Origin of the sequence: Dysgonomonas sp. HDW5B, assembly GCF_011299335.1 — a bacterium.
GTDB lineage: Bacteria > Bacteroidota > Bacteroidia > Bacteroidales > Dysgonomonadaceae > Dysgonomonas_A.
Genome location: NZ_CP049858.1, coordinates 3,948,914 through 3,971,784, shown reverse-complemented (window position 1 = coordinate 3,971,784; position 22,871 = coordinate 3,948,914). Strand labels below are relative to the sequence as shown.

Sequence of the window (22,871 nt, the reverse complement as noted above, 5' to 3'; positions counted from 1 at the left end):
TTAATTTTATTTTTCAGGCAATAAAAAAGCACCGCTAAAACAGGTGCTTTTATATAGAATTATAATATCTGCTTAAATTTAGTCAGAAATACATCGGCTTGTTCTTTAGTTAAGCACAAGGGGGGTAAGAGTCGAAATACGTGAGTTCCGGTTGATCCTGTAAAGATCTTATCTTCGAACAGAAGTTTTGATCTTTTTTCTTTAATAGGTTCGTTCATTTCGATACCTATAATAAGACCACGTCCACGTACTTCTTTTATTCCCGATAGTTTCTTTAGTTCAGTAATTAAATATTCTCCTATATTCAACGCATTCTCGACCAGTTTTTCTTTTTTCATTATATCTAATACTGCAATTGCAGCAGCACAAGCCAAATGATTACCGCCAAATGTAGTGCCCAATTGACCATAAACAGCTTTAAACATCGGATTTATTAAAACGCCTGCCATCGGAAAACCATTACCTATACCTTTTGCTACTGTGATAATATCGGCTTCAATGCCTGCATACTGATGTGCAAAGAATTTTCCGCTACGTCCGTAACCCGATTGTATTTCATCTAAGATAAGGATGGTTCCTGTTTCGGTACAAACCTCACGAAGCTCTTTAAGAAAACTATCTTCGGGAATATGGATACCTGCAACTCCTTGAATACCTTCTATGATAACAGAGCAATATTCCTTTGTAGCCAGTTCCTTTTTGATAAATTCGATATCATTGAAAGGAGCGAATACAACATTTGAACTTTCATTCACAGGAGCAGAGTATGCCGGAATATCAGTTGTAGCAACAGTTACAGATGTACGTCCGTGAAATGCCTTCTTGAATGCTAAAACTTTCTTTCTTCCATTATTAAAAGATGCCAGTTTTATTGCATTTTCGTTTGCTTCGGCACCCGAATTAATAAGGAATAAAAAATAATCGGGATAACCACATTGTTCTCCTAATTTTTGAGCAACTTCTTGTTGCAATTCATTGATAACCGAGTTTGAATAAAAACCTAACTTATTCAGTTGGTCGGTAACTTTTTCCACATAATATGGATGAGTATGTCCTACCGAAATTACAGCATGTCCGCCATAAAGATCTAAATATTCATTACCCTTTTCATCATATACATAACATCCATTCCCTTTTACTATATTGAGATCGAATAATGGAAATACATCGAATAGTTTCATCTTATATTTTATATTTAAGGTCTAAAAACGACCTATTTATTATTTTCTATATTTATATTTTCGGGGTCGCTGGTCAGTACTTCATTTATCATCTCCACTACCCTCTCTTTGCGTATTATATACATGCCTAATCTGTCGGTCGATATACCCTCTTTAAGCTTATAAGTATATGTCGGATGTCCGTCAACTTCGCGTATTTCGAAACTTCGGAAACTTATATTCTCATTTGCACTTAAGCTTTCGGCAGCCTCAATTATATGTGTTGATATAACAAAGAATGAACTCTTTATACGTGCAAAAGCCGATACTATAGCTAAAGTTCCGTCGTAAGCATCTTTTACATTTGTCCCTCTGAACAGTTCATCGAAAATGACTAAGAGATTGTTGTTTTCCTTTAACTGAGCAGCAACATACTTTACCCTTAAAACTTCGGCATAAAAATGGCTGTATCCAGACTGTATATCATCAGATATATTGATCGTAGTACATAATCCCGAAATAAGACTTATTTTCATACTTTTGGCAGGTACCGGAAATCCGGCATGAGCCAAATAAGCAGAAACTCCTAAAGCTTTAAGAAAAGTAGATTTCCCTGCCATATTAGGTCCGGTAATAAACAGAAGGTTTGAATCTCCTCCGAAACTCACATTATTCGCTACAGCATTTTCGACAAAAGGATGAAAAAGCCCTTCTGCATCAAGGCAGTTTGCCGATCTGGATAAAACCTCTGGATAACAAAGATTATATTTATCAGCAGCATTTGCTATAGCCTGTAAGGCGTCATATTCGTAGATGAGATTAATCAAAAACTGAATATTACGACTTTGGTAATATCTGAAAATAGAATCATATACATCCACATCGTAAGGCTTGAGACTTTTTACTTTAAGAGCATTTTGAAACTCTTCTATAGTGAATATTTCAAGTACTTTGTCATTATCTTTTTTTAGTAGCAAGGGAAAGTTACTATCCTCCACTTCCTTTGATAAGTTCGATGAAAAAGCATAGAGCGTCTTAAGAATATTAACCAACGAGTTAACCCCGTTTTCTACAACATGATAGCTTTGAGATGGGTTCAATTTATTCATGATACTTCTCTCTGCCGACCATACTTTGGATGCACGCCTGACGGATGAATTTCGATCTTTCAGATAGTAAACAGCATAATCCAAAGAATCTTTATCGATATTCAGTCTTGATGTTACATGATTTCTGAAAAATAAGACTGCATCTTTTCGTTCTTTTATCTTTTCAAGATCAGTCATTGGTTCTGACAAGAACTTATATAATTTGTCTTGTCCACCTTTACATGTGGTAAGATCGAATAAATCGAATACTGATTTTCCACTTTTATATGTACCAAAAATATCAAGGTCTTTTTTGGTCTGATCGTCTATCTGGAAAGACATAGGCGTAACTTTTAAATTAATAAACTTAAGGTCTCGGTCCTTGTTGTTGCTTAGATAAGCATACTAACTATAGGCTTATTAATCTCAAATATATCACTAAATATTTTTTGTTGTTTAATTTAGTGGAAAATATATTGATTTGAAACCTTAAAATCCTGTTGCTTTCAGTTTCAATCCCTCTGTTTCATCCAAACCAAAAATAAGATTTAGATTATGAACAGCTTGTCCCGAAGCTCCTTTCACCAGATTGTCGATACAAGAAAGAATAAGCAGTTTATTACCATGCTTTTCTACATATAGCACACACTTATTGGTATTGATAACTTGTTTTAGATCAGGATTCTTGTCTGTAATAATTACAAAAGGACTATCCTTATAAAAGTCTTTGTATAATTTAACTGCATCTTCTTCAGTCCCTGCGAAGTTGAGATAGATACTCGCAAATATTCCACGAGTAAAATTACCCCTAACAGGTATGAAGTTAATATCTTCAGAGAAACTGCTTTGAAGTTGATTCAATGATTGACGAATTTCGCCTAAGTGCTGATGTTCGAATGCTTTATACACCGAAATGTTATTCTCTCTCCAACTGAAATGTGAGGTTGCCGAAGGCTTTACACCTGCCCCTGTTGATCCCGTAATTGCATTTACATGAACTTCGGTATTTAATAATTGAGCCTTTGCTAAAGGCAGTAAAGCCAATTGTATAGCAGTGGCAAAGCATCCGGGATTAGCAATCCGTTTTGCTTTTTTTATTCTCTCTTTATTTAATTCGGGCAAACCGTATACAAACTCATGTTCGGGTGATTCTTTACGATAATCGGTTGAAAGGTCGATTATTTTGAGGTTTTCAGGAACATTATTTGAGTCTAAGAATTTTTTCGTATCACCATGTGCAGTACAGAAAAATAACACATCAATTTCGTTGTAAGGAAGTTGATCGGTGAAAGTCATTTCTGTTTCACCTAATAATCCTCCATGAACATCGGTCAGTTTATTGCCTGCATTGCTGGTGCTATTTACAAAAACCAATTCTACTTGAGGGTGGTTAATCAATAAACGAATCAGTTCTCCGGCTGTATATCCTGCACCTCCTATTATTCCTGCTTTTATCATTTTCTATGTGCTTTATTCTTCTTTAATCAGTTAAAAACCGATCATTATTTGTTGTAGGCTGAGAAATAACTAAAAAGTCAATAGCTTCATTACTTTTATTCTCTATAAAATGTATTGTGTGAGGAGGTATTAGTAATCCTTCCTGAGCCAATACTGTAACAGATTCACCGTCATTTATATGAAACAATGCTTCTCCTTTAAGTAGATAGAAAAACTGCGAAGCCTTTGCATGATTATGAGCATTTTCTCTAGTATTTGGAGGCATACTTTCTAGTTTAACAGATAGAGTGTCCTTATCTACTAACACCCAACTATCGCATCTATCGCCCCAAATATAATGAGCAGCCTCATTTTTAGATACTTTCTTATACATCACAGCCTATTTAGTTATATTCTATCTTATATAGAAAAGTGAGTAAGTAAATTACTTTCCGTTTTTCTTTTGAACACTGTGAAATACTTTTGTAGGAATAGAGTAAATTTTAGTAAAACCTTTTGCATCATCAGAAGTCCATGCTTTATTTATTTCTCCATATTCTCCAAAGTCAGCCTTCATTAAATCGAATTCGCTGTCAACACCCACTAAAACATAATGATAAGGCATCAATTTTATAGTTACTGTACCTGTTACATTTTTCTGAGAGCTGGTTAGAAAAGCCTCAATGTCACGCATTACAGGTTCAAGATATTGTGCTTCGTGTAGAAACATTCCATACCAGTTACCTAATTGCTCTTTCCAATATTGTTGCCATTTGGTAAGAGTATGCTTTTCGAGCATTTTATGTGCATTGATAATTACCAAAGGAGCAGCAGCTTCAAAGCCTACACGTCCTTTTATTCCTATAATTGTATCACCAATATGCATATCACGACCTATTGCAAAAGCCGAAGCTATTTCTTCGATTTTGTTGATTGCCTCTATTTTATTGGTGTATTTTTTTCCGTTTACGCCTGCAATTTCCCCTTGTTCAAAATCTATTGTAAGAATTTCAGGTTCTTTCTTTGTCAATTGAGAAGGATAAGCTTCTTCTGGTAAAGTTTGGTTCGACTTCAAAGTCTCTTTTCCACCAATACTTGTTCCCCAGAGACCTTTATTTATAGAGTATTCCATTTTAGTGAAATCTGCTTCATAACCGTGTTTTTTAAGATAATCAATCTCATACTCACGGGTAAGAATCATATCACGTGTTGGAGTTATGATTTCTATTTCGGGTGCTAATACATCGAAAGTCAAATCGAAACGTACTTGATCGTTACCTGCACCAGTACTACCATGTGCAACAGCATCAGCACCTATTTCTTTCGCATAATTAATAATAGCTATTGCTTGAAATATACGTTCTGAACTTACTGAAATAGGATAAGTTCCGTTTCTCAGAACATTTCCAAAAACCATGTATTTGATGCTTTTGTCATAATATTCTTGCGTTACATCCAGTGTTACATGTTTTACTGCACCTAATCTATAGGCTTTTTCTTCAACTACCTTTAGTTCGTCCGGCGAAAAGCCTCCGGTATTAGCTATGGCTGTATATACTTCGTATCCTTTTTCTTCCGATAAGTATTTGGCACAAAATGAAGTATCTAATCCTCCACTAAAAGCTAAAACGACTTTCTTTTTCATTTGTCAGTATCTTTTAATTTTTTCAGTAAATCTTTAATTTCGGGTTTGTCCTCATGAGTTTTAGGATCATAAAGCATGGCTGTACAAATACAATATTTGCGGTCGGTACGAGTCAGTACGTCATAGTTTACACATCCTTGACAACCTCTCCAGAAAGCTTCATCATCCGTTAATTGAGCGAAAGTTACAGGCACATATCCTAAGTCTGTATTAATTTTCATAACAGCAGCACCTGATGTCAAACCAAAAACTTTAGCATCCGGAAATCGGTGACGACAAAGTGCAAAAGCCATTTGTTTAATACGCTTAGCTAAACCATGTCCTCTAAATTTGTCTACAACTATTAGTCCTGAGTTGGCTACAAATTGTTTATTACCCCAAGTTTCGATATAACAGAAACCGGCAAATTCGTCTCCGGCAAGTGCGATAATCGATTTGCCTTCTTTCATTTTAAGCTCAACGTATTCGGGCGATCTTTTGGCTATACCTGTACCACGCACTTTTGCTGCAGCTTCAATTGTATCTAATATAGTCTGAACATATTGAATATGTTTATCGCTGGCTATTTCGATAGTTATTTCTGGTTCTAATTCTTCTTTCATTTTTTTATCTATCGATAAAACGTTGTTGATCATTTCATATTTGGAATAAATGAGGAAAGTGATGCCAATACCTCTTCCCTACTGATATTATCTTTGGGTATTAATAAAATGGTATCGTCTCCTGCTACAGTTCCTATTATTGTTTGGTTAGCTTTCGAGTCTATTTCCCCTGCAATTGCCATAGCATATCCGGGACGTGTTTTGATTACAGCCAATTGTCCTGAAAATTCGATGCTCAAAAATCCAAAAGATGACAAAGGCATCATATTGTCTTGAGAATTTACAACTGCATCAGCCAATTGATAAGCATAGCTACCTCTTGATGTAGGTGCTTTTATTATTTTCAGTTCTTTAATGTCACGGGAAAGTGTTGCTTGTGTCACATCAAACCCCTTATTTATCAAAGCATTCAGAAGCATATCCTGGTTGGTTATATCTTCAGATAATATAATTTCTTTGATGGTGGTATGTCGGTTTTTCTTTCCCATTTTGAATAAATATACATTTATGATGCAAATTTATACATAATATTGTATATTCAAACATTTTGAGGATATATTTTTTGTTGGAGCATAGTATTGAGTTCGCAAAGCTATTTATGGCTTTGTTAAGTTTAAATACAATAAATGGCTGTGGTTTTAGAATGTATCATTAAATATTTGCTATTGCTATAGATTTTATCTCAAAAGAAGTATGCGGACTACATTTTCAATAGTTCGCTCCACGTTCTCTTTACCTTTTAATAGAGCTTCTTCCAAAGATGTAGCTTGTGACAAAATTCCTAGAATTGCATCAAATCCACAATCATATAACTGATCAATACCTTTGCCTATATAACCGGCAATAGCAATTACTTTTTTGTTTTCTGATTTAGCGACTTGAGCAACTCCATAAGGTGTTTTTCCGTATTGTGTCTGGAAATCAATGCCTCCTTCTCCCGTGAATACAAAATCTGCTTTTTTGATAATTTCTTTCAGATTGGTATAATTGATGACGATATTTACACCTCGTTCTAATTTAGCATTGGTGAATGCAAGAAGACCGGCTCCAAGACCTCCTGCCGCCCCTGCACCGGAAATATTTGATATGTCTTTACCTAGCTGACATTTTATTATCTCAGCATAACGACAAAGTGCTTTATCTAAAATATCTACCATATCAGTTGTCGCTCCTTTTTGAGGGCCAAATACTTTTGATGCTCCCGTCTCTCCGCACAGAGGATTGGTTACATCGCAGGCAACTTCAATTTCAACATTATGTAAGCGAGCATCTAAGTTTGATAAATCAATTTTCTCTAATTGAGATAGAGCAGCTCCGCCGAACGGTAATTCATTATTATGTTTGTCTAGAAATCGCATCCCTAATGCTTGAGCAAGCCCAGCTCCACCATCATTAGTTGCACTACCTCCAATACCCAGAATAATTTTAGAAACACCTTTTTTTAAGCATTCTTTTATTAATTGACCTGTTCCATAAGTTGTGGTTATTAATGGATTCCGGGTCTTTTTGTTTATGTATTGGATGCCACTTGCCGAAGCCATTTCGATAACAGCTGTTTTTTTGTCTCCTAATATTCCGTATTGAGCCTGAACAGGAAAGCTTAATGGCCCCATTACTTCCAGTTCGTAGATCTTCCCTTTTGTTGCATCTACTAAGGATTGAACAGTGCCTTCTCCCCCATCAGCCATTGGAACTTTAATGCAAGTTGCTTCGGGAAGGACTTTTCTTATACCTTTTTCCATAGCATCGCATACTTCTTGCGCTGTCATCGAACCTTTGAACGAGTCGGGTGCTAAAACAAATGTTAGATTTTTCATGGGTATTTTATAGATGGATATAAGTATAAAGTTAATAAAAAAGCTCCGTAAATAATTTACTTACGGAGCTTATCAATAATGATTTATTAAATCGTTTAAATATTTTCGATATTTATTATGTCTTTTAATTTTATATCCTCGGATGAAGAACCTATCATTATTGTGAATTTTCCGGGTTCAACAATACGGTTCATTCTCTGATCGATGATTGTAAAATCGTTTTCAGAAAGTTCGAAAGATATTTTTTTACTTTCTCCTTTTTTCAAATTAATACGTGCAAAATGTTTCAATTGTTTTACGGGGCGAACCGTCGATGCGACTTCATCTCTTATATATAATTGAGCTACTTCATCACCGTCAAAATTACCTGCATTTGTTACTGTAAATTCAGCAACATAACTCGTGTTATTTACTTTGCGTATATTCAGATTACTATATTCAAAAGAAGTATAACTTAAACCAAATCCAAAAGGATAAAGCGGAGCTTCCGACATTTCTACATAATCGTGTCCTTTGGGATTCTTTTTGTTATAATATACCGGAAGTTGACCTACTGAACGTGGCACAGAAATAGGCAGGCGACCAGCCGGATTATAGTCTCCAAAGAGAATATCAGCGATGGCATTTCCTCCCTCTTGTCCCGGATACCACGCTGTAAGAAGTGCATTTGCATTTTCATCAGCCCAATTCATATTTAATGGGCGACCTTCAATGTAGACTACAATGATTGGCGTTCCGGTGGCTTTTACAGCTTTTAATAAATCGAGTTGTTTTCCCATCAAATCCAATGAAGCTCTGTCGTAACCCTCTCCACTCTCCATATCACTGATGTTGTCTTTTGATGCAACTGCAGCTCCTGTATCAATATACTTTGTTTTAAAGTCACGGGCACTCGATCCACCAACAACAACTATGGCAACATCAGCTCGTTTTGCGACAGCAACAGCTTCTTCAATCTCTAAATTAGTAGTATCTCTGATTGCGGTTCCTTTTACATATTCTATTTGAGTAGCATTCAGTTTCGATTTTATCCCGTCTAATACCGTCTTTATGTTATTTCTCTCCTGAGGAGCTGTATAATCTCCTAATTGATTGTAGATATTATCGGCATTAGGTCCAATAACTGCCACTTTTTTGAGGTTCTTGTTTAGAGGTAAAATATTACTCTCATTCTTTAGAAGGGTAATTGATTCCTGTGCTACTTTACGAGCCAAATTGATATGCTCTTGATTTCTTACATTTCCGGCGGCTTTTTTCACATCCACATAAGGATTTTCAAAAAGACCCATTTCGAATTTTAATCTAAGAACATGGCTTACAGCATCATCAATAACCGATTCTTTTATCCTATTATTCTTCACTGCATCAATCAATAGAAAGAAAGCATTTCCACCCAAATCGACATCCAATCCGGCATTTGCAGATAATATAGCTGCATCTTGGATAGTTTCCACAACATGGTGACTACCTTTCAGACCTTCGATACTACCTAGATCGGAAACAGTAAAGCCTTTGAATCCCCACTCTTTACGAAGTATATCTTTTAACAGGTATTCATTAGATGTACAAGGAATACCATCCACAGAGTTATAAGCTGTCATTACAGATAATGCACCTGCTTTTACTGCTGCTTGGAAAGGAGGCAAGTAATTCTCCTTAAGATCTCTCATTCCAACACTGTTGGGATTTCCATTATGTCCGCCTTCTGGTACACCGTAAGCAACAAAGTGTTTAAGTGTTGATATAAGGCTGTTTTCTTTACTCAAATCACCGCTTCCAAAACCTTTTACAAATGCTTCGCCCATGTGAGCTATAAGGACAGGGTCTTCACCATAAGTTTCTTCGGTACGAGACCAGCGAGGTTCTCTGGCTAAGTCCAATACCGGACCATATCCGATATGAGAACCTTGTAAACGAGCTTCCTTTGTAATCGTAGAACTCATTTTGGTTAAAAGTTCAGGATTCCAAGTTGCTGCTTGACCTATTGCTGTCGGAAAAACAGTTGTTCCGATAGCCATGTGTCCATGAGGACATTCTTCAGCCAAGAAAATAGGAATTCCTAAGCGTGTGTTTTCTATTATATATTTTTGAAGTGCATTTCCTGCTTCGGCTGCCTGTGTTGGATTTAATCCATTTTCCAATGTTTTTTGAGTCCAGGGGTCTGCTCTGAAAGTTGCCCATAGCATACCAATCTGTCTTTCTTTTACAATATCTTCAAACTTTTTTGATTGAGTAACTTTATTACCTTGTTTTTCATACATTTCCCATCCTAAAGGACAGAGAAGTTGACCTACTTTTTCTTCCAAAGTCATTCGGCTAACCAGATCCTGAGTCCGTTCTTCAGCACTTAGTTTGGGATTTTTATACTTGGGTTGCGAATATGTGTGCCCAAAGGAAAGAGCTACACATAAAAGTAATAAAGTGAATTTCATCGGATAATATTATTTAATGATTATGTAATCTTTATTTCTTCACAGGGAAAATTTTACCCATAAAAAACGTATTAAGTTTCGGGTAAATTATCTTTTCTACCAGATAACTAAAAATAAGGCAAATTACGAAATATACCAGATAAACTAATCGGCTTCTTCCGAATAAGAAATGCAAGAAAGTTGCTTCATGAACGAGAAACCAATGAGAAATATATATTACATACGATATACTTGCAAAGGGAAGAAAGAGTCCTATTGTTTTATCAAAGAATTTCCAATTTGCTTTATACCATAATAAACCTATTATTATAGCGATTAATCCTCTCCAAAGATGTGTATTAAATAAGAACTCTTTTCCCTCAGTAGGTTCAGTGAAAGTAATAATTAAAACACTGGCAAGTAGTACTAACAGTGGATATTTTAAATTAACAAAGGATATTTTCTTATTGGATAAATATAGTCTGGCCAAATCTACTCCAAACCACCAAATAACCATATCTATTAGCAATTGTACTATAAAAACAGGATAAAACTGATATAATATACTGGATATGATGCCTAAAGAATAAATAATAGCTGAAGTTTTAGTCTTATCTTTTATTTTATTTATGATAAAGAAAAAAATCATATAATACCACCATTCGTATGCCAGAGACCACAAAGGTCCGTTATTAAAAAGAGGAGCAAATATAGAATCCGGCTGATTAGTATTTTGAAGCATCAAGAGATTGGTAATTAATCGGGGCAGAGTAAAACCCTCGACTCCAAATTCGATTAACTGTACAAAGTAATTGGCTATAAACACGAGTATCAACGGAATGTATATTCTAAAGAAACGTTTGAAAAAATAAGATTTAAACGATTTGTCTTTAGAACGTTCATATGATAATTGGATAACAAAACCTGATATGACAAAAAATATTGCAACACCTAGATCGCCAAAGTTCCAAATAAAATTATACTCAGCCAAAGCATAAGACCTATCATGGAAAACATGAGCAAAGGTTACATATATTGCAACAAATCCTCTAAGAGCCTCTATTCTGGTAATTTTATTCATTATGATTCTTTATCGCTCTTTAGTCGTTCGATACGTTGCAAAAGTGTGGGGTGTGAATAGTAAATGAATACATTCCAAGGATCGGGATTCAGATTGCTAAGAGCTTCTACCGACAGTTTTTTCAGACCGCTGATTAAAGAATCTCCTAAACCAAAACCGGCAGCATAAGCATCGGCTTCATATTCATTCTTTCGGCTCGATATATTCATCAACAATCCTAATATGATAGATATAGGCGTAAACAGAATTGAGAAGGCTATAATCCCCAAATGGAATGACGGAATATTACTTCCTAATGATAAAGCCAGATCAGTGCTGCTTAAAAAGAATGAAAGTATAAAAAGTAAAGCACCTGTATATAATATAGAAGTTATAAGATGCTGAATAATATGCTTTTTCTTATAGTGACCTATTTCGTGTGCCAATACAGCAACAATCTCGTTTGTAGAAAGGTCGTTTATTAAAGTATCAAATAGTACAATACGTTTTTTACTGCCTAACCCCGTGAAGTAAGCATTGGCTTTGGTTGATCGCTTCGAAGCATCCATTACATAGATATTTGTAAGATCAAAGCCTGCTTTGTCTGAAAATTCTTCAATAGCATTTCGCAACTCTCCTGCTTCTAATGGAGTTTGTTTGTTGAAGAGAGGTACAATAATATTGGAATAAAAGAAAGTTATAAATAAAGTAAATGCTGTTACAAGCCCCCAAGCATATAACCATGCATAATTCCCAAAACTACCGTAAAACCAAATCAATAAGGATAATATTACGCCTCCTAAAATTATAGAAAGGACTAAGCTTTTGAGCTGATCCATCCAAAATAATTTAGGAGTGGATTTATTGAATCCATATTTTTTCTCAATAACAAAAGTATCATAAAGAGAAAATGGAAGTGAAATGATTTCATTACCAACATATAGGATACCAATAAAAATAAGGGATACAAAAATCATATTGTCAGTGTATGCTCTTACATATTGATCTAACCAACCAAATCCTTGAAATATAAGAATCAGAAGAATTATTATAAACGAGATTAATCCCGAAAATAATCCCATCCGGCTATTTTCTTTTTGATATGCTTGTTGTTTTTCGTATTTCTCTTGGTCATATATTCCTATCAATTGCTCAGGAATGTTTGGACTCATTCGCTTTCTATTTCGATATGCCAGATATTGAGTCCAGATAAAATCAAGAATAACAAATAATAGGATGGTGTAATATATCATATATAATTGGTGTACTTTATTAATGGGAGCTTGGTATTTATTAAGACTCACTCTTTACAGAACATAGATATCCGGTATAGATTGCAATACCATAAAATATAATATCCATAAACTGAAAAGTTTCTTTTATAATCAAGATTGAGGTGTTAACATCCAGACTCGAAAACATTTCACTATAACTATAATTCAATTCATCTGCTATTAGACAAACTGAGCTTAGGAAATTACCAACAAAACAAGTCAATAAAGCCAATACTGCTCCCAGAATGCCATAAACCGGAGTAATTCCTTTTCCTAGTTTTTGAATAGAAAACCCGACTGCAAACCCCACTCCTATTGCCATGTAGGTTATTTGGCATTTGGTTAAAACCGTAATTAATGCCCAAATAAATATACATAAAAACGAAGCTAGGACACCTCCTATCAACCCTAACGGGAAATTTTGCTGTTCCCTTAGTTCTTCAATACCAATACTATTCACTACATTTTCTTGAATCATGTTCATTGTAGCTTCATTATCGAATACATTAGAACTAGTATTTTCGTTTTGATTGGGGAACATCGATCGACTCGTTGTTTCAGGCTCACTTGGAGATGAAATATCAGATTGATGATTATCAATAGTTATTTCACTTCTGGTGATATACGATTCTTCAAAGCCTTTATTATAATCGTAATCGTGAATTTCGTCAAATTCCTTGTCGCTCATAAATAATTTTTCAGTGTTAGTGTTCAATTAAAAAGTCTAATTCTTTACAGGTCATAGAGGGCGAAAACTCTATGAGTTCATAGTCTGCAAGATTATTCTGTTTAAAAGGATCTTGCTGTAATATTAATTCGAGTTCCGATTTCTCAGCAGTTTTAGCTAATATAATTCCTCCCGATCGGGGAATTCTTCTTCCTGAAGCTAAAAAGTTACCTGCTTTATATTGCTCTTTTAAATAGGTAATATGATTTTCTAAATGAGCCTCAATTTCTTCAAGAGGTACTTTATAGGTTAGAATAACTATAAACATAATCTGTTTTTTAAACGGTTACCCTCGCAAATGGAGCAGCATCCATAGGACAAAATTCATTATCTAAATACTTGTAATGACCCGATATAGCTACCATAGCAGCATTGTCGGTTGTATAACCGAATTTAGGTATATGAATTTTCCACCCCAAACGTTGAGCGTGATCTTCAAAAGCGTCTCTTAATCCTGAGTTTGCCGAAACTCCACCTGCTACTGCCACTTCTTTAATGTTTAAATCTTTTGCGGCTTTACGCAGTTTATCCATTAAAATATCAATAATTGTTTTTTGCAGTGATGCACATAAGTCCTCTTTGTTCTTTTCTATAAAGTCAGGGTCATTCTTAAGTTCATCCCTAAGAAAGTATAAGAAAGAGGTTTTTAATCCACTAAAACTATAATCGTACCCCTGTATATGAGGTTTGTTAAATTTAAATTTATCGGGATTACCTAGATTAGCCAGCTTATTGACAATGGGGCCTCCGGGATAACCTAATCCCATTACTTTTGCACATTTATCAAAAGCTTCTCCGGCAGCATCATCAATAGTTTGTCCGATAATCTCCATTTCTTTGTGAGATTTAACAACTATAATTTGAGAGTTTCCTCCTGAAACTAACAAGCATAAAAAAGGAAAAGAGGGTTGATTATCATCATCTTTGTCTTCTTTTATAAAATGAGCTAAAACATGAGCCTGCAAATGATTTACATCAATCATAGGTATATTTAAAGCTGTGGATAAACCTTTGGCAAAAGATGTGCCTACCAATAGAGAGCCCATAAGCCCGGGACCACGGGTAAAAGCAATTGCAGTTAATTCTTCTCTGGATATGCCTGCTTTTTTTAAAGCTTCATCTACTACCGGAATAATATTTTGTTGATGAGCTCGTGAAGCTAATTCGGGAACAACCCCTCCATAACTTTCGTGTACCTTTTGGCTTGATATGATATTTGAGAGTAAAACCCCGTCTTGTATTACAGCAGCGGCAGTATCATCACACGATGATTCTATGCCTAATATATTGATCATAATAGTTATTATCTTTAATGAAATAGTTATACAAATGTATAGGTTTATTTCTGTTTTTCAAATACTAAAATAGCCTTCACGGTAGTTCGTTTTAATATAATTGATTACTTATCAGGCTATTTCTTAGTAAGTGTCAAAGAGACCTTTTTTTATATAAAGTATCATCTTTAATTAAAAAAAATATTTAACTTTGCCTCGCATAGTAATTTTACACTGATTATTAAATATATATGAGATATGTCATTACTTTATACCTCTTCTTCATTTCATTATCATCATTGTATAGTTGCACCGGCAATAGTAAACAGAGGGATGACGTTGCATTTGTACAAAATCAGAGCGATTTAGTCAATATTAAGCGTTTTGATAAGGATTTGTATGCATATTTATTGAGTCCGTCTTCTCAAAAACAGGACTCTTTGATTGTATCATATGGAAATTTTTTAGAGGCTTTCAGTACTGTAGCTATAAATAATTCGAATGTCAATGATGCATCTTATTTTTCTGAGGTAAGAGATTATTTTTCAAATCCGATGCTAGCCCAAATTTACAAGGATGCTTTGGATACATTCAAGGTTGTACAACCTTATGAACAAGAATTATCTATTGCAGATCAACTCATTCAAAAAAACTGGAACGGAAAACGATTACCTCAATTAGGAATGCATGTTTCAGGTTTTAAGGCTAATACGATAGTACTAAGTGATTTTATCTCCATATCTATCGATAAATATTTAGGAAGTAATTATTCGGGTTACAAAGATTTCTTTGAAGAATATCAGCGTCAGCAGATGAAACCCGAGATGATTACCCGTGATTATCTTAAAGCTTGGGTTATCAATGAGATACCAACATCCAACAAACGTAAGGATTTATTGTCTGAAATGATAAACGAAGGTAAGACTCTTTATGCCCTTCAAATACTTTTACCTAATTGGAGCGAAGCTGACTTAATAGGTTATACACCACTGCAATTGGAATGGAGTAAAGGTAAAGAGAAAGAAATCTGGAAAACAACGATTAATCAGAATTATCTTTTTAGTACAGATTATTTGACCATATTAAAGTATATGGATGATGCTCCTTATACAGCTACAATTTCGACCGATTCACCGGGAAGATTAGGTGCTTGGATAGGTTGGCAGATAGTCAAAGCATATGCCGAAAACACCGGAGCTTCTTTAGATGAAATAATAACAGAGGTGAATATGCAGACTATTCTAAAGCAATCTAAATATAATCCTTAAAAATTAGATACTTATTATTTTGATATTTAGCTGAAATTATAAAAAATATATAGAAAGTTATTGACAATTGGTGTTGATAACTTTCTCTTTTTATACGAGCAAATTTAATGTATCTAAAGTATCTTTGATAACAGATAATATTTACTGATATATGTTTACGGTATAACAATTCTATTGTTGTATCTCCCCTATTAATAAAGAGGTCTGAGACCTTAGGTAAAACTCATTATGGATAACAATAAGAAAGGTCAGCAGCGTAAAGGAGGCCGATCCAAAGATAATACAATGCAAAGTCCGGAGATCGGACGTATTCAGCCACAGGCGAGAGAGTTAGAAGAAGCTGTTTTAGGTGCACTTATGCTCGAAAAAGATGCATATTCTGTAGTAAGTGATATTTTAAAACCTGATAGTTTCTATGACACTATACATCAGATTGTATATCGTGCAATTGTGAGCCTGATATCAAAACAGGCTCCCGTAGATATGTTGACTGTAGTTGAAGAATTAAAGAAAACGGGAGAGTTAGATGCTGTTGGAGGTCCTGTATATATTGCCCAACTAACCGAAAAAGTAGCATCTGCTGCACATATTGAGTTCCATGCCCGTATTATAGCTCAAAAATACCTTGCCCGCGAATTGATCGGGTTTTCTTCGGAAATAACGAATAAGGCTTTTGATGAAACGTTTGATGTAGATGACTTAATGCAGGAAGCCGAGAGTAAGTTGTTCGAAATGTCTCAAGGCAATGTAAAAAAAGATGTACAACAAATTAACCCTGTTATAAAGGAAGCTCTTCAGTTACTGGAAATAGCGGCTAATCGTCCTGAGGGGTTAAGTGGATTACAAACAGGCTTTAATAATTTAGATAAAATTACATCAGGTTGGCAAAACTCCGACTTGATTATTATAGCGGCTCGTCCTGCGATGGGTAAGACTGCATTCGTTTTGTCGATGGCGAAAAATATGTCAGTGACCTATAACTATCCTGTAGCATTATTCTCTCTGGAGATGTCAAATGTTCAGTTGGTGAATCGTTTGATTGTAAATACCTGTGAAATTCCCGGTGAAAAAATAAAGAATGGTCAGCTAGCTCCTTATGAATGGGAACAACTTGACTTCAAGATAAAAGAACTATACGATGCTCCCCTATTCATTGATGATACTCCCAGTTTGTCGGTATTCGAATTAAGAACCAAAGCACGCCGACTAGTTCGTGAGCATGGGGTTAAAATGCTTATTATTGACTATTTGCAGTTGATGAATGCTAGTGGTATGGCTTATGGTAGCCGTGAGCAGGAGGTGAGTATGATTTCACGTTCGCTTAAAGGTTTGGCTAAGGAGTTGAATATTCCTATTATAGCTCTTTCGCAGCTGAATCGTGGAGTTGAAGGCCGTACAGGCATAGAAGGAAAGCGACCACAGTTATCCGACCTTCGTGAGTCGGGAGCTATTGAGCAGGATGCGGATATGGTATGTTTTATACACCGTCCTGAATATTATAAGATACTGGAAGATGAAAAAGGAAATTCATTAATCGGGCTTGCCGAAATTATCATCGCAAAACACCGTAATGGTGCAACCGCAGACGTTTTACTTCGATTCAAAAGTGAATTTGCCCGTTTCCAAAATGTGGAAGACGAATACAATGCAGACGGAGCACAATTCATGTCGAAAATGAGTGCAACTCCTTCCGCAGAGAGTTTTCCTCCGATGTCAGGAAATGATGTTGTTCCATTTTAATTTCACCATTCACTTTTTAAAAGAGAATAATATAATCGACTGACATACTTATCATCCATATAAAAGTAATCTCTAAGTGTGCCTTCATATTTGAAGCCTGCTTTTTTGATTACCCCTTGTGATGCTATGTTATTTTCTTTGTGGCAAACCTGTATTTTGTGGAAATTAATCTTTTCGAATCCATATTTTAGAATAGCTTTTACAGCTTCGGAAGCATATCCTTTACGGTGAAATTTACTTCCTATACAGTATTCTATTTCTCCAAAATGGTTTTTACTGTCTACCAGAAAAAAGGCTATTTGCCCGATACAAATTTGAGTTGACTTTTCTATAATTGCCCATCTGTAATAAGAGTCTTGAGAATACGACGTTATATATTTGTCTAATAATTCTTTTACTTCTTCTTCGGTTGTGTATATAGGTTCTGAATACATCGACTGTATATTGGGATCACTAACCCAATAATCAAGCATATCTTTGTTGTCATTATAGGAAAATTGTCTTAGAATTAGATTTTCGGATTCGATTGATTTTGTTCCGCAGTGTGTAAGCATATTTTTTCAGTGTTGGTTAATCAAAGAATAGAGAAAAAGAAAGGCTACCTTAATTTATTAAGATAGCCTTTTTATATAACTTAAAGAAGTATTATCTTAAAAATAATAACTCTCTGTACTTAGGAAGAGTCCACATATCATTATCGACAATAAGCTCAAGCTTATCAATCGGATAGCGGATTTCGTCTAAGAATGGAGCTACTACATCATGATATTCAATAGCTTTTTCGCGTTCGCTTTCTATGTTGTTTGCTTTTTTACGAGCATCAATCATTCCATGTACTTTTGCATTGATTGCATTTACATGAACTGAAATTTTTTCGATTAAGCGGATTTGCTCTTCTGCCATCTCCTGGAATTTTGCAGGATCAGTAAATATCTTTTGCAAGTTCGCTACATTTTCCAACAGGATAGATTGGTATTTAATTGCCACAGGAATAATATGATTAAGAGCTAAATCTCCAAGAACACGCGATTCTATTTGAATTTTCTTCACATAAGTTTCCCACTTCACCTCATTACGTGCATGAAGTTCTACCTCAGAAAGTATATTTGCAAAAGTCTTGATACTTTGCTTTGATGTATAGCTGTCATAGATAACAGGTACACTTGTTTCGCAATCCAAGCCTCGTTTTTTAGCTTCAACTTTCCACTCATCGCTGTATCCATTACCATTGAATCTGATAGCTCTCGATTCTTTGATGTATTTTTTCAGGATCTCATATAAAGCTTCTTCTTTCGATTTACCTTTATTGATAAGAGCGTCTACTTCTATTTTAAATAATCTCAATTGTTCAGCTACCGAAGCATTTAATGCAGTCATTGCTGAAGCACAGTTTGCCGATGATCCTACAGCTCTGAACTCAAAACGGTTACCTGTAAATGCAAAAGGCGATGTTCTGTTACGATCCGTATTATCTAGTAATATCTCAGGGATTTGACCAACACCCAGACTTACTCCTTTTTTATCGTCAACAACAATTGCGTCTTTTACACTGCTGCTTTCAAATTTATCAAGGATATCACTTACTTGTGTTCCTAAGAATACAGAGATAATTGCGGGAGGAGCTTCATTTGCACCTAAACGGTGAGCATTAGTTGCCGAAGAAATAGATGCTTTTAAAAGAGCATTATTTTTGTGAACTGCTGCTAAAATATTTACAATGAATGTAATAAATTGAAGGTTTTCTTCAGTATCCTTGCCCGGAGAAAGAAGATTAACACCTGTATCTGTACCTAACGACCAGTTATTATGTTTTCCCGATCCATTGATGCCTTTGAATGGTTTTTCGTGAAGAAGAACACGGAAAGAGTGATTACGTGCTATTTTTTCCATCAATGACATAATCAACAAGTTTTGATCTACCGCCAAATTACATTCTTCATATATTGGAGCTAATTCAAACTGATTAGGTGCAACCTCATTGTGGCGTGTTTTTACGGGAATACCCAATTCATACGATTGGTATTCTAAGTCTTCCATAAATTTCAACACACGTTGCGGGATTGATCCGAAATAATGATCTTCCAATTGTTGATTCTTTGCACTTTCGTGACTCATCAGAGTTCTTCCAGTTAAAGCTAAATCAGGACGGGCAGCATACAGATCTTCGTCCACAAGGAAGTATTCTTGTTCCCATCCTAAGAAGGAATATATTTTAGAAACCTTAGGGTCGAAGTAATGACATACTTCCATCGCAGCTTTACTTACTGCTGATATAGATTTTAATAGAGGGGTCTTATAGTCAAGAGATTCTCCTGTATATGATATAAATATAGTTGGTATACATAGCGTATCGCCAATGATAAATGCAGGTGAAGATGGGTCCCATGCCGAATATCCACGGGCTTCGAAGGTATTACGAAGACCTCCCGATGGGAAGCTCGATGCGTCAGGTTCTTGTTGAGCTAATATTTTTCCACTAAATTCTTCAATCATACCACCATTTCCGTCATGCTCTACAAAAGCATCGTGTTTTTCGGCAGTACCGTCAGTCAATGGATGGAACCAGTGAGTATAATGTGTCGCTCCATTCTCTAAAGCCCACATACGCATACCCGCAGCTACATGCTCGGCTATTGCTCTGTCTATAACTTCTCCTTGATCAATAACTTTGGTTATAGCTTTGAAAGTAGCTTTAGACAAGTATTGAATCATTGTCTTACGATTGAAAACTTTGTTTCCAAAGTATGCTGACGTTTTTTCTTTAGGCTTCACAACCTCTATGGGTTTTCTGTTTGCGGCAGCAGCAACAGCTTTAAAACGTAACTTTGACATATTAAGCTAGTTTAATTGGGTTTTGTTATTTTAGAGTTTTATTTTTTTTAATCGAAGAACGGCTTCTTTTGTATTTTCGAGTGTACCAAAAGCGGTCAGACGCAGATATCCTTCTCCGCTGGGTCCAAATCCTACTCCGGGTGTCCCTACAATATTCAGTTCATTCAGAAGATAATCGAAGAATTCCCAGGAAGACATTCCATTTGGAGTTTTCACCCAAATGTAAGGAGAATTTATACCTCCGTATACTTTTAATCCTTGCTCGGTAAGACCTTCTCTTATTATTCTCGCATTGTTCAGATAATATTCGATTGTATCTTTTACTTGTTTCTTTCCTTCGGGAGAATAGCAAGCTTCGGCAGCACGTTGGATTACGTAAGGTACGCCATTAAATTTAGTTGTATGACGACGATTCCATAATTTATTTAAAGAAACTTCGTCGCCTTTACTTGTGTATGCCATTAAATCTTTAGGTACAACGGTATAAGCACAACGTGTTCCTGTAAATCCGGCTGTTTTAGAGAAGCTTCGAAATTCGATAGCGACTTTTTTAGCACCTTCTATTTCATAAATACTATGAGGTACATCGTCTTCTGTTATATATGCTTCGTATGCTGAATCAAATAAAATTAAAGCTTTGTTTGCCAAAGCATAATCAACCCAAACTTTCAATTCACTTTTAGTAAGCGTAGTTCCCGACGGGTTGTTTGGATAGCACAAATAGATAATATCAACCTTAGTTTTTGGTAATTCGGGCACAAAGTTATTCTCGGCAGTGCAAGGCAAATAGACAATTTTATTCCACTTACCGTCTGTTCCTAAGTCGCCTGCACGACCTGCCATAACATTTGTATCGATGTATACAGGATATACAGGATCAGTGATAGCTACAATATTATCAGTACCTAAAATATCGCCTATGTTACCGGTGTCACTTTTAGAACCGTCGCTGACAAATACTTCATCAGTTTGAATGTCTAAACCATGTGCTTTATAATCGTTTTCAACAATTTTATTTACAAGAAAATCATAACCTTGTTCAGGTCCGTATCCTCTGAATGTTTCGGCAGAAGCCATTTCATCTACGGCTTTATGCATAGCTTCGATAGAAGCTTTCGGAAGAGGTTTGGTTACATCTCCAATACCCAGACGTATAACATCTGCTGTTGGATTAGCTGCTTTAAATTCGTTTACTTTTCGAGCTATTTCCGAGAATAAATAACTTCCCGGTAGTTTAGTGTAATTTTCGTTTATTAATACCATTTGTACTAACTATTTTATTGGTATATTTTTTAATTAAAAACAATAAAAAGGTCTGAGACCTTATAAAATTGTTCCTTCAAATACAGTTACGGCTTCGCCTGTCATGTAGACATGATTGTTACTTTCGCGCCATTCGATATCCAAATCTCCACCTAATAGATGTATTTTTATTTTTCTGTCACAATATCCATTTAAAATGGCTGCAACAGCTGCAGCACAAGCACCTGTTCCACAAGCAAGGGTTTCCCCTGCCCCACGCTCCCAAACACGCATGTTTAGAGTATTGCGATCTACAACTTCTATAAATTCGGTATTTGTTTTACGGGGAAATATTGGGTTGGTTTCAAACTTTGGACCTAATACGGGTAAATTAAAGTCTTTGATTGCTTCTGTAAAAACTACAGCGTGCGGATTTCCCATAGATACGCAAGAAATTTTCCATTCTTTGCCATCGATATTTAATGGATATTCGAGAACGGGCTTTTGAGCAATATTTACGGGGATTAAGGTTGGATCCAGAATAGGTTCTCCCATGTCTACAGTTACTTTACGAGCTTTAGAATCTCCATCAAGTAAAGTAATGTATTTTGTTCCGGCTTTAGTTTCTAAAGTAATTTCTTTTCTATCGGTCAGTTTATTATCATAAACATATTTGCCAACACATCGGGTTGCGTTTCCGCACATTTCAGCTTCAGATCCGTCAGAATTAAACATTTGCATTCTAAAATCGCAAATATCTGAGGGCAATATAAGAACAAGACCATCTGATCCTATTCCGAAATTCCTGTTGCTTAAATCTATTGCAAGTTGAGAAGGATTTTCTATATTTTCAGCCAGTCCATTGACATAAATATAATCATTTCCGGCACCATGCATCTTTGTAAATTTCAAATTTTTCATCCTTTTAAACAGCAACTTTTTAGTCTGATATTTTTCGTACTACAAAAGTGATATAAATTATTTAATCTCGCAAGATTTAATGTGTAAATTTTATGTTTATTATAATAAAAATATCATTTTGAGACTTTTTGTTTTTTATTTGTTTCAAAAAGATATTTTTGGTAGTAGGTTTTTCAAATACTATTAACTTGTTATATCTGAGGTATATGTTATCTAATATAATAAAATGGTGATATGCTAAGTATATGATGGATTGTAGGTCTATGAATCGCTATTCTATATGAAGGCTGCCATTTTTAATTATAACTGTCTGGTTTTTCCTTAAATAATAGAAATACGAATACGATTAATGTTTATTCCTGTATCTGTTTAA

Annotated in this window: 20 protein-coding genes; 2 read left to right on the top strand and 18 right to left on the bottom strand. The window is 35.2% G+C overall.

Annotated elements, in window-relative coordinates; all coding sequences use genetic code 11:
• Positions 1 to 59: 59 nt before the first annotated feature.
• From G7051_RS16200 to tsaD, 14 genes are all read right to left on the bottom strand, one after another.
• The gene (locus G7051_RS16200) at positions 60 to 1,181 is read right to left on the bottom strand and encodes an aspartate aminotransferase family protein (RefSeq protein ID WP_166201923.1); all 1,122 of its coding nucleotides are present in this window, start codon (positions 1,179 to 1,181) and stop codon (positions 60 to 62) included.
• 32 nt (positions 1,182 to 1,213) lie between these two features.
• Positions 1,214 to 2,590 (bottom strand): hypothetical protein, encoded by a 1,377-nt coding sequence (locus tag G7051_RS16195; protein WP_166201920.1) that lies wholly within the window; start codon positions 2,588 to 2,590, stop codon positions 1,214 to 1,216.
• A 147-nt stretch (positions 2,591 to 2,737) separates the two neighbouring features.
• Positions 2,738 to 3,706: an N-acetyl-gamma-glutamyl-phosphate reductase gene (argC, locus tag G7051_RS16190; RefSeq protein ID WP_166201917.1), complete on the bottom strand. Its 969-nt coding sequence runs from the start codon at positions 3,704 to 3,706 to the stop codon at positions 2,738 to 2,740.
• Between the two features lie 22 nt (positions 3,707 to 3,728).
• Positions 3,729 to 4,079 (bottom strand): cupin domain-containing protein, encoded by a 351-nt coding sequence (locus tag G7051_RS16185; RefSeq protein ID WP_166201914.1) that lies wholly within the window; start codon positions 4,077 to 4,079, stop codon positions 3,729 to 3,731.
• A gap of 51 nt (positions 4,080 to 4,130) precedes the next feature.
• Complete coding sequence (argG, locus tag G7051_RS16180) at positions 4,131 to 5,330, bottom strand: argininosuccinate synthase (RefSeq protein WP_166201912.1); 1,200 nt, start codon at positions 5,328 to 5,330, stop codon at positions 4,131 to 4,133.
• Positions 5,327 to 5,932 carry a GNAT family N-acetyltransferase gene (locus G7051_RS16175; RefSeq protein ID WP_255493265.1) on the bottom strand — a complete coding sequence of 202 codons (606 nt, stop codon included), beginning with the start codon at positions 5,930 to 5,932 and terminating at the stop codon, positions 5,327 to 5,329. The genes argG and G7051_RS16175 overlap by 4 nt, the downstream gene beginning before the upstream one ends.
• Before the next feature lie 29 nt (positions 5,933 to 5,961).
• Positions 5,962 to 6,420 carry an arginine repressor gene (argR, locus tag G7051_RS16170; protein WP_166201910.1) on the bottom strand — a complete coding sequence of 153 codons (459 nt, stop codon included), beginning with the start codon at positions 6,418 to 6,420 and terminating at the stop codon, positions 5,962 to 5,964.
• 189 nt (positions 6,421 to 6,609) lie between these two features.
• Complete coding sequence (locus G7051_RS16165) at positions 6,610 to 7,749, bottom strand: glycerate kinase (RefSeq protein WP_166201908.1); 1,140 nt, start codon at positions 7,747 to 7,749, stop codon at positions 6,610 to 6,612.
• A 95-nt stretch (positions 7,750 to 7,844) separates the two neighbouring features.
• Positions 7,845 to 10,181 (bottom strand): glycoside hydrolase family 3 N-terminal domain-containing protein, encoded by a 2,337-nt coding sequence (locus G7051_RS16160; RefSeq protein ID WP_166201906.1) that lies wholly within the window; start codon positions 10,179 to 10,181, stop codon positions 7,845 to 7,847.
• 31 nt (positions 10,182 to 10,212) lie between these two features.
• Positions 10,213 to 11,241 (bottom strand): acyltransferase, encoded by a 1,029-nt coding sequence (locus tag G7051_RS16155; protein ID WP_166201904.1) that lies wholly within the window; start codon positions 11,239 to 11,241, stop codon positions 10,213 to 10,215.
• Positions 11,241 to 12,473: a M48 family metallopeptidase gene (locus G7051_RS16150; protein ID WP_166201902.1), complete on the bottom strand. Its 1,233-nt coding sequence runs from the start codon at positions 12,471 to 12,473 to the stop codon at positions 11,241 to 11,243. The genes G7051_RS16155 and G7051_RS16150 overlap by 1 nt, the downstream gene beginning before the upstream one ends.
• 40 nt (positions 12,474 to 12,513) lie before the next feature.
• The gene (locus tag G7051_RS16145; RefSeq protein WP_166201899.1) at positions 12,514 to 13,182 is read right to left on the bottom strand and encodes a hypothetical protein; all 669 of its coding nucleotides are present in this window, start codon (positions 13,180 to 13,182) and stop codon (positions 12,514 to 12,516) included.
• A 16-nt stretch (positions 13,183 to 13,198) separates the two neighbouring features.
• Complete coding sequence (locus tag G7051_RS16140) at positions 13,199 to 13,489, bottom strand: YciI family protein (protein ID WP_166201896.1); 291 nt, start codon at positions 13,487 to 13,489, stop codon at positions 13,199 to 13,201.
• Between the two features lie 10 nt (positions 13,490 to 13,499).
• The gene (gene tsaD / locus G7051_RS16135) at positions 13,500 to 14,516 is read right to left on the bottom strand and encodes a tRNA (adenosine(37)-N6)-threonylcarbamoyltransferase complex transferase subunit TsaD (protein ID WP_166201894.1); all 1,017 of its coding nucleotides are present in this window, start codon (positions 14,514 to 14,516) and stop codon (positions 13,500 to 13,502) included.
• Positions 14,517 to 14,746: 230 nt separating this feature from the next.
• Between tsaD and G7051_RS16130 the strand changes: the two genes are divergently transcribed.
• Entirely contained in the window at positions 14,747 to 15,763 is a 1,017-nt protein-coding gene (locus tag G7051_RS16130; RefSeq protein WP_166201892.1) for a hypothetical protein, read from the top strand.
• Between the two features lie 285 nt (positions 15,764 to 16,048).
• Positions 16,049 to 17,503 (top strand): replicative DNA helicase, encoded by a 1,455-nt coding sequence (gene dnaB / locus G7051_RS16125; RefSeq protein WP_166202869.1) that lies wholly within the window; start codon positions 16,049 to 16,051, stop codon positions 17,501 to 17,503.
• A 2-nt stretch (positions 17,504 to 17,505) separates the two neighbouring features.
• Here the strand turns inward: dnaB and G7051_RS16120 are convergent, their stop codons facing one another.
• From G7051_RS16120 to dapF, 4 genes are all read right to left on the bottom strand, one after another.
• Complete coding sequence (locus G7051_RS16120; protein ID WP_166201890.1) at positions 17,506 to 18,057, bottom strand: GNAT family N-acetyltransferase; 552 nt, start codon at positions 18,055 to 18,057, stop codon at positions 17,506 to 17,508.
• 91 nt (positions 18,058 to 18,148) lie between these two features.
• Entirely contained in the window at positions 18,149 to 20,335 is a 2,187-nt protein-coding gene (locus tag G7051_RS16115; protein WP_166117124.1) for a glutamine synthetase III, read from the bottom strand.
• A 30-nt stretch (positions 20,336 to 20,365) separates the two neighbouring features.
• Complete coding sequence (locus tag G7051_RS16110; RefSeq protein WP_166201888.1) at positions 20,366 to 21,598, bottom strand: LL-diaminopimelate aminotransferase; 1,233 nt, start codon at positions 21,596 to 21,598, stop codon at positions 20,366 to 20,368.
• A 60-nt stretch (positions 21,599 to 21,658) separates the two neighbouring features.
• A complete protein-coding gene (gene dapF, locus G7051_RS16105; protein WP_166201886.1) occupies positions 21,659 to 22,498 on the bottom strand; it encodes a diaminopimelate epimerase in 840 nt (279 codons plus the stop codon).
• Between the last annotated feature and the right edge of the window lie 373 nt (positions 22,499 to 22,871).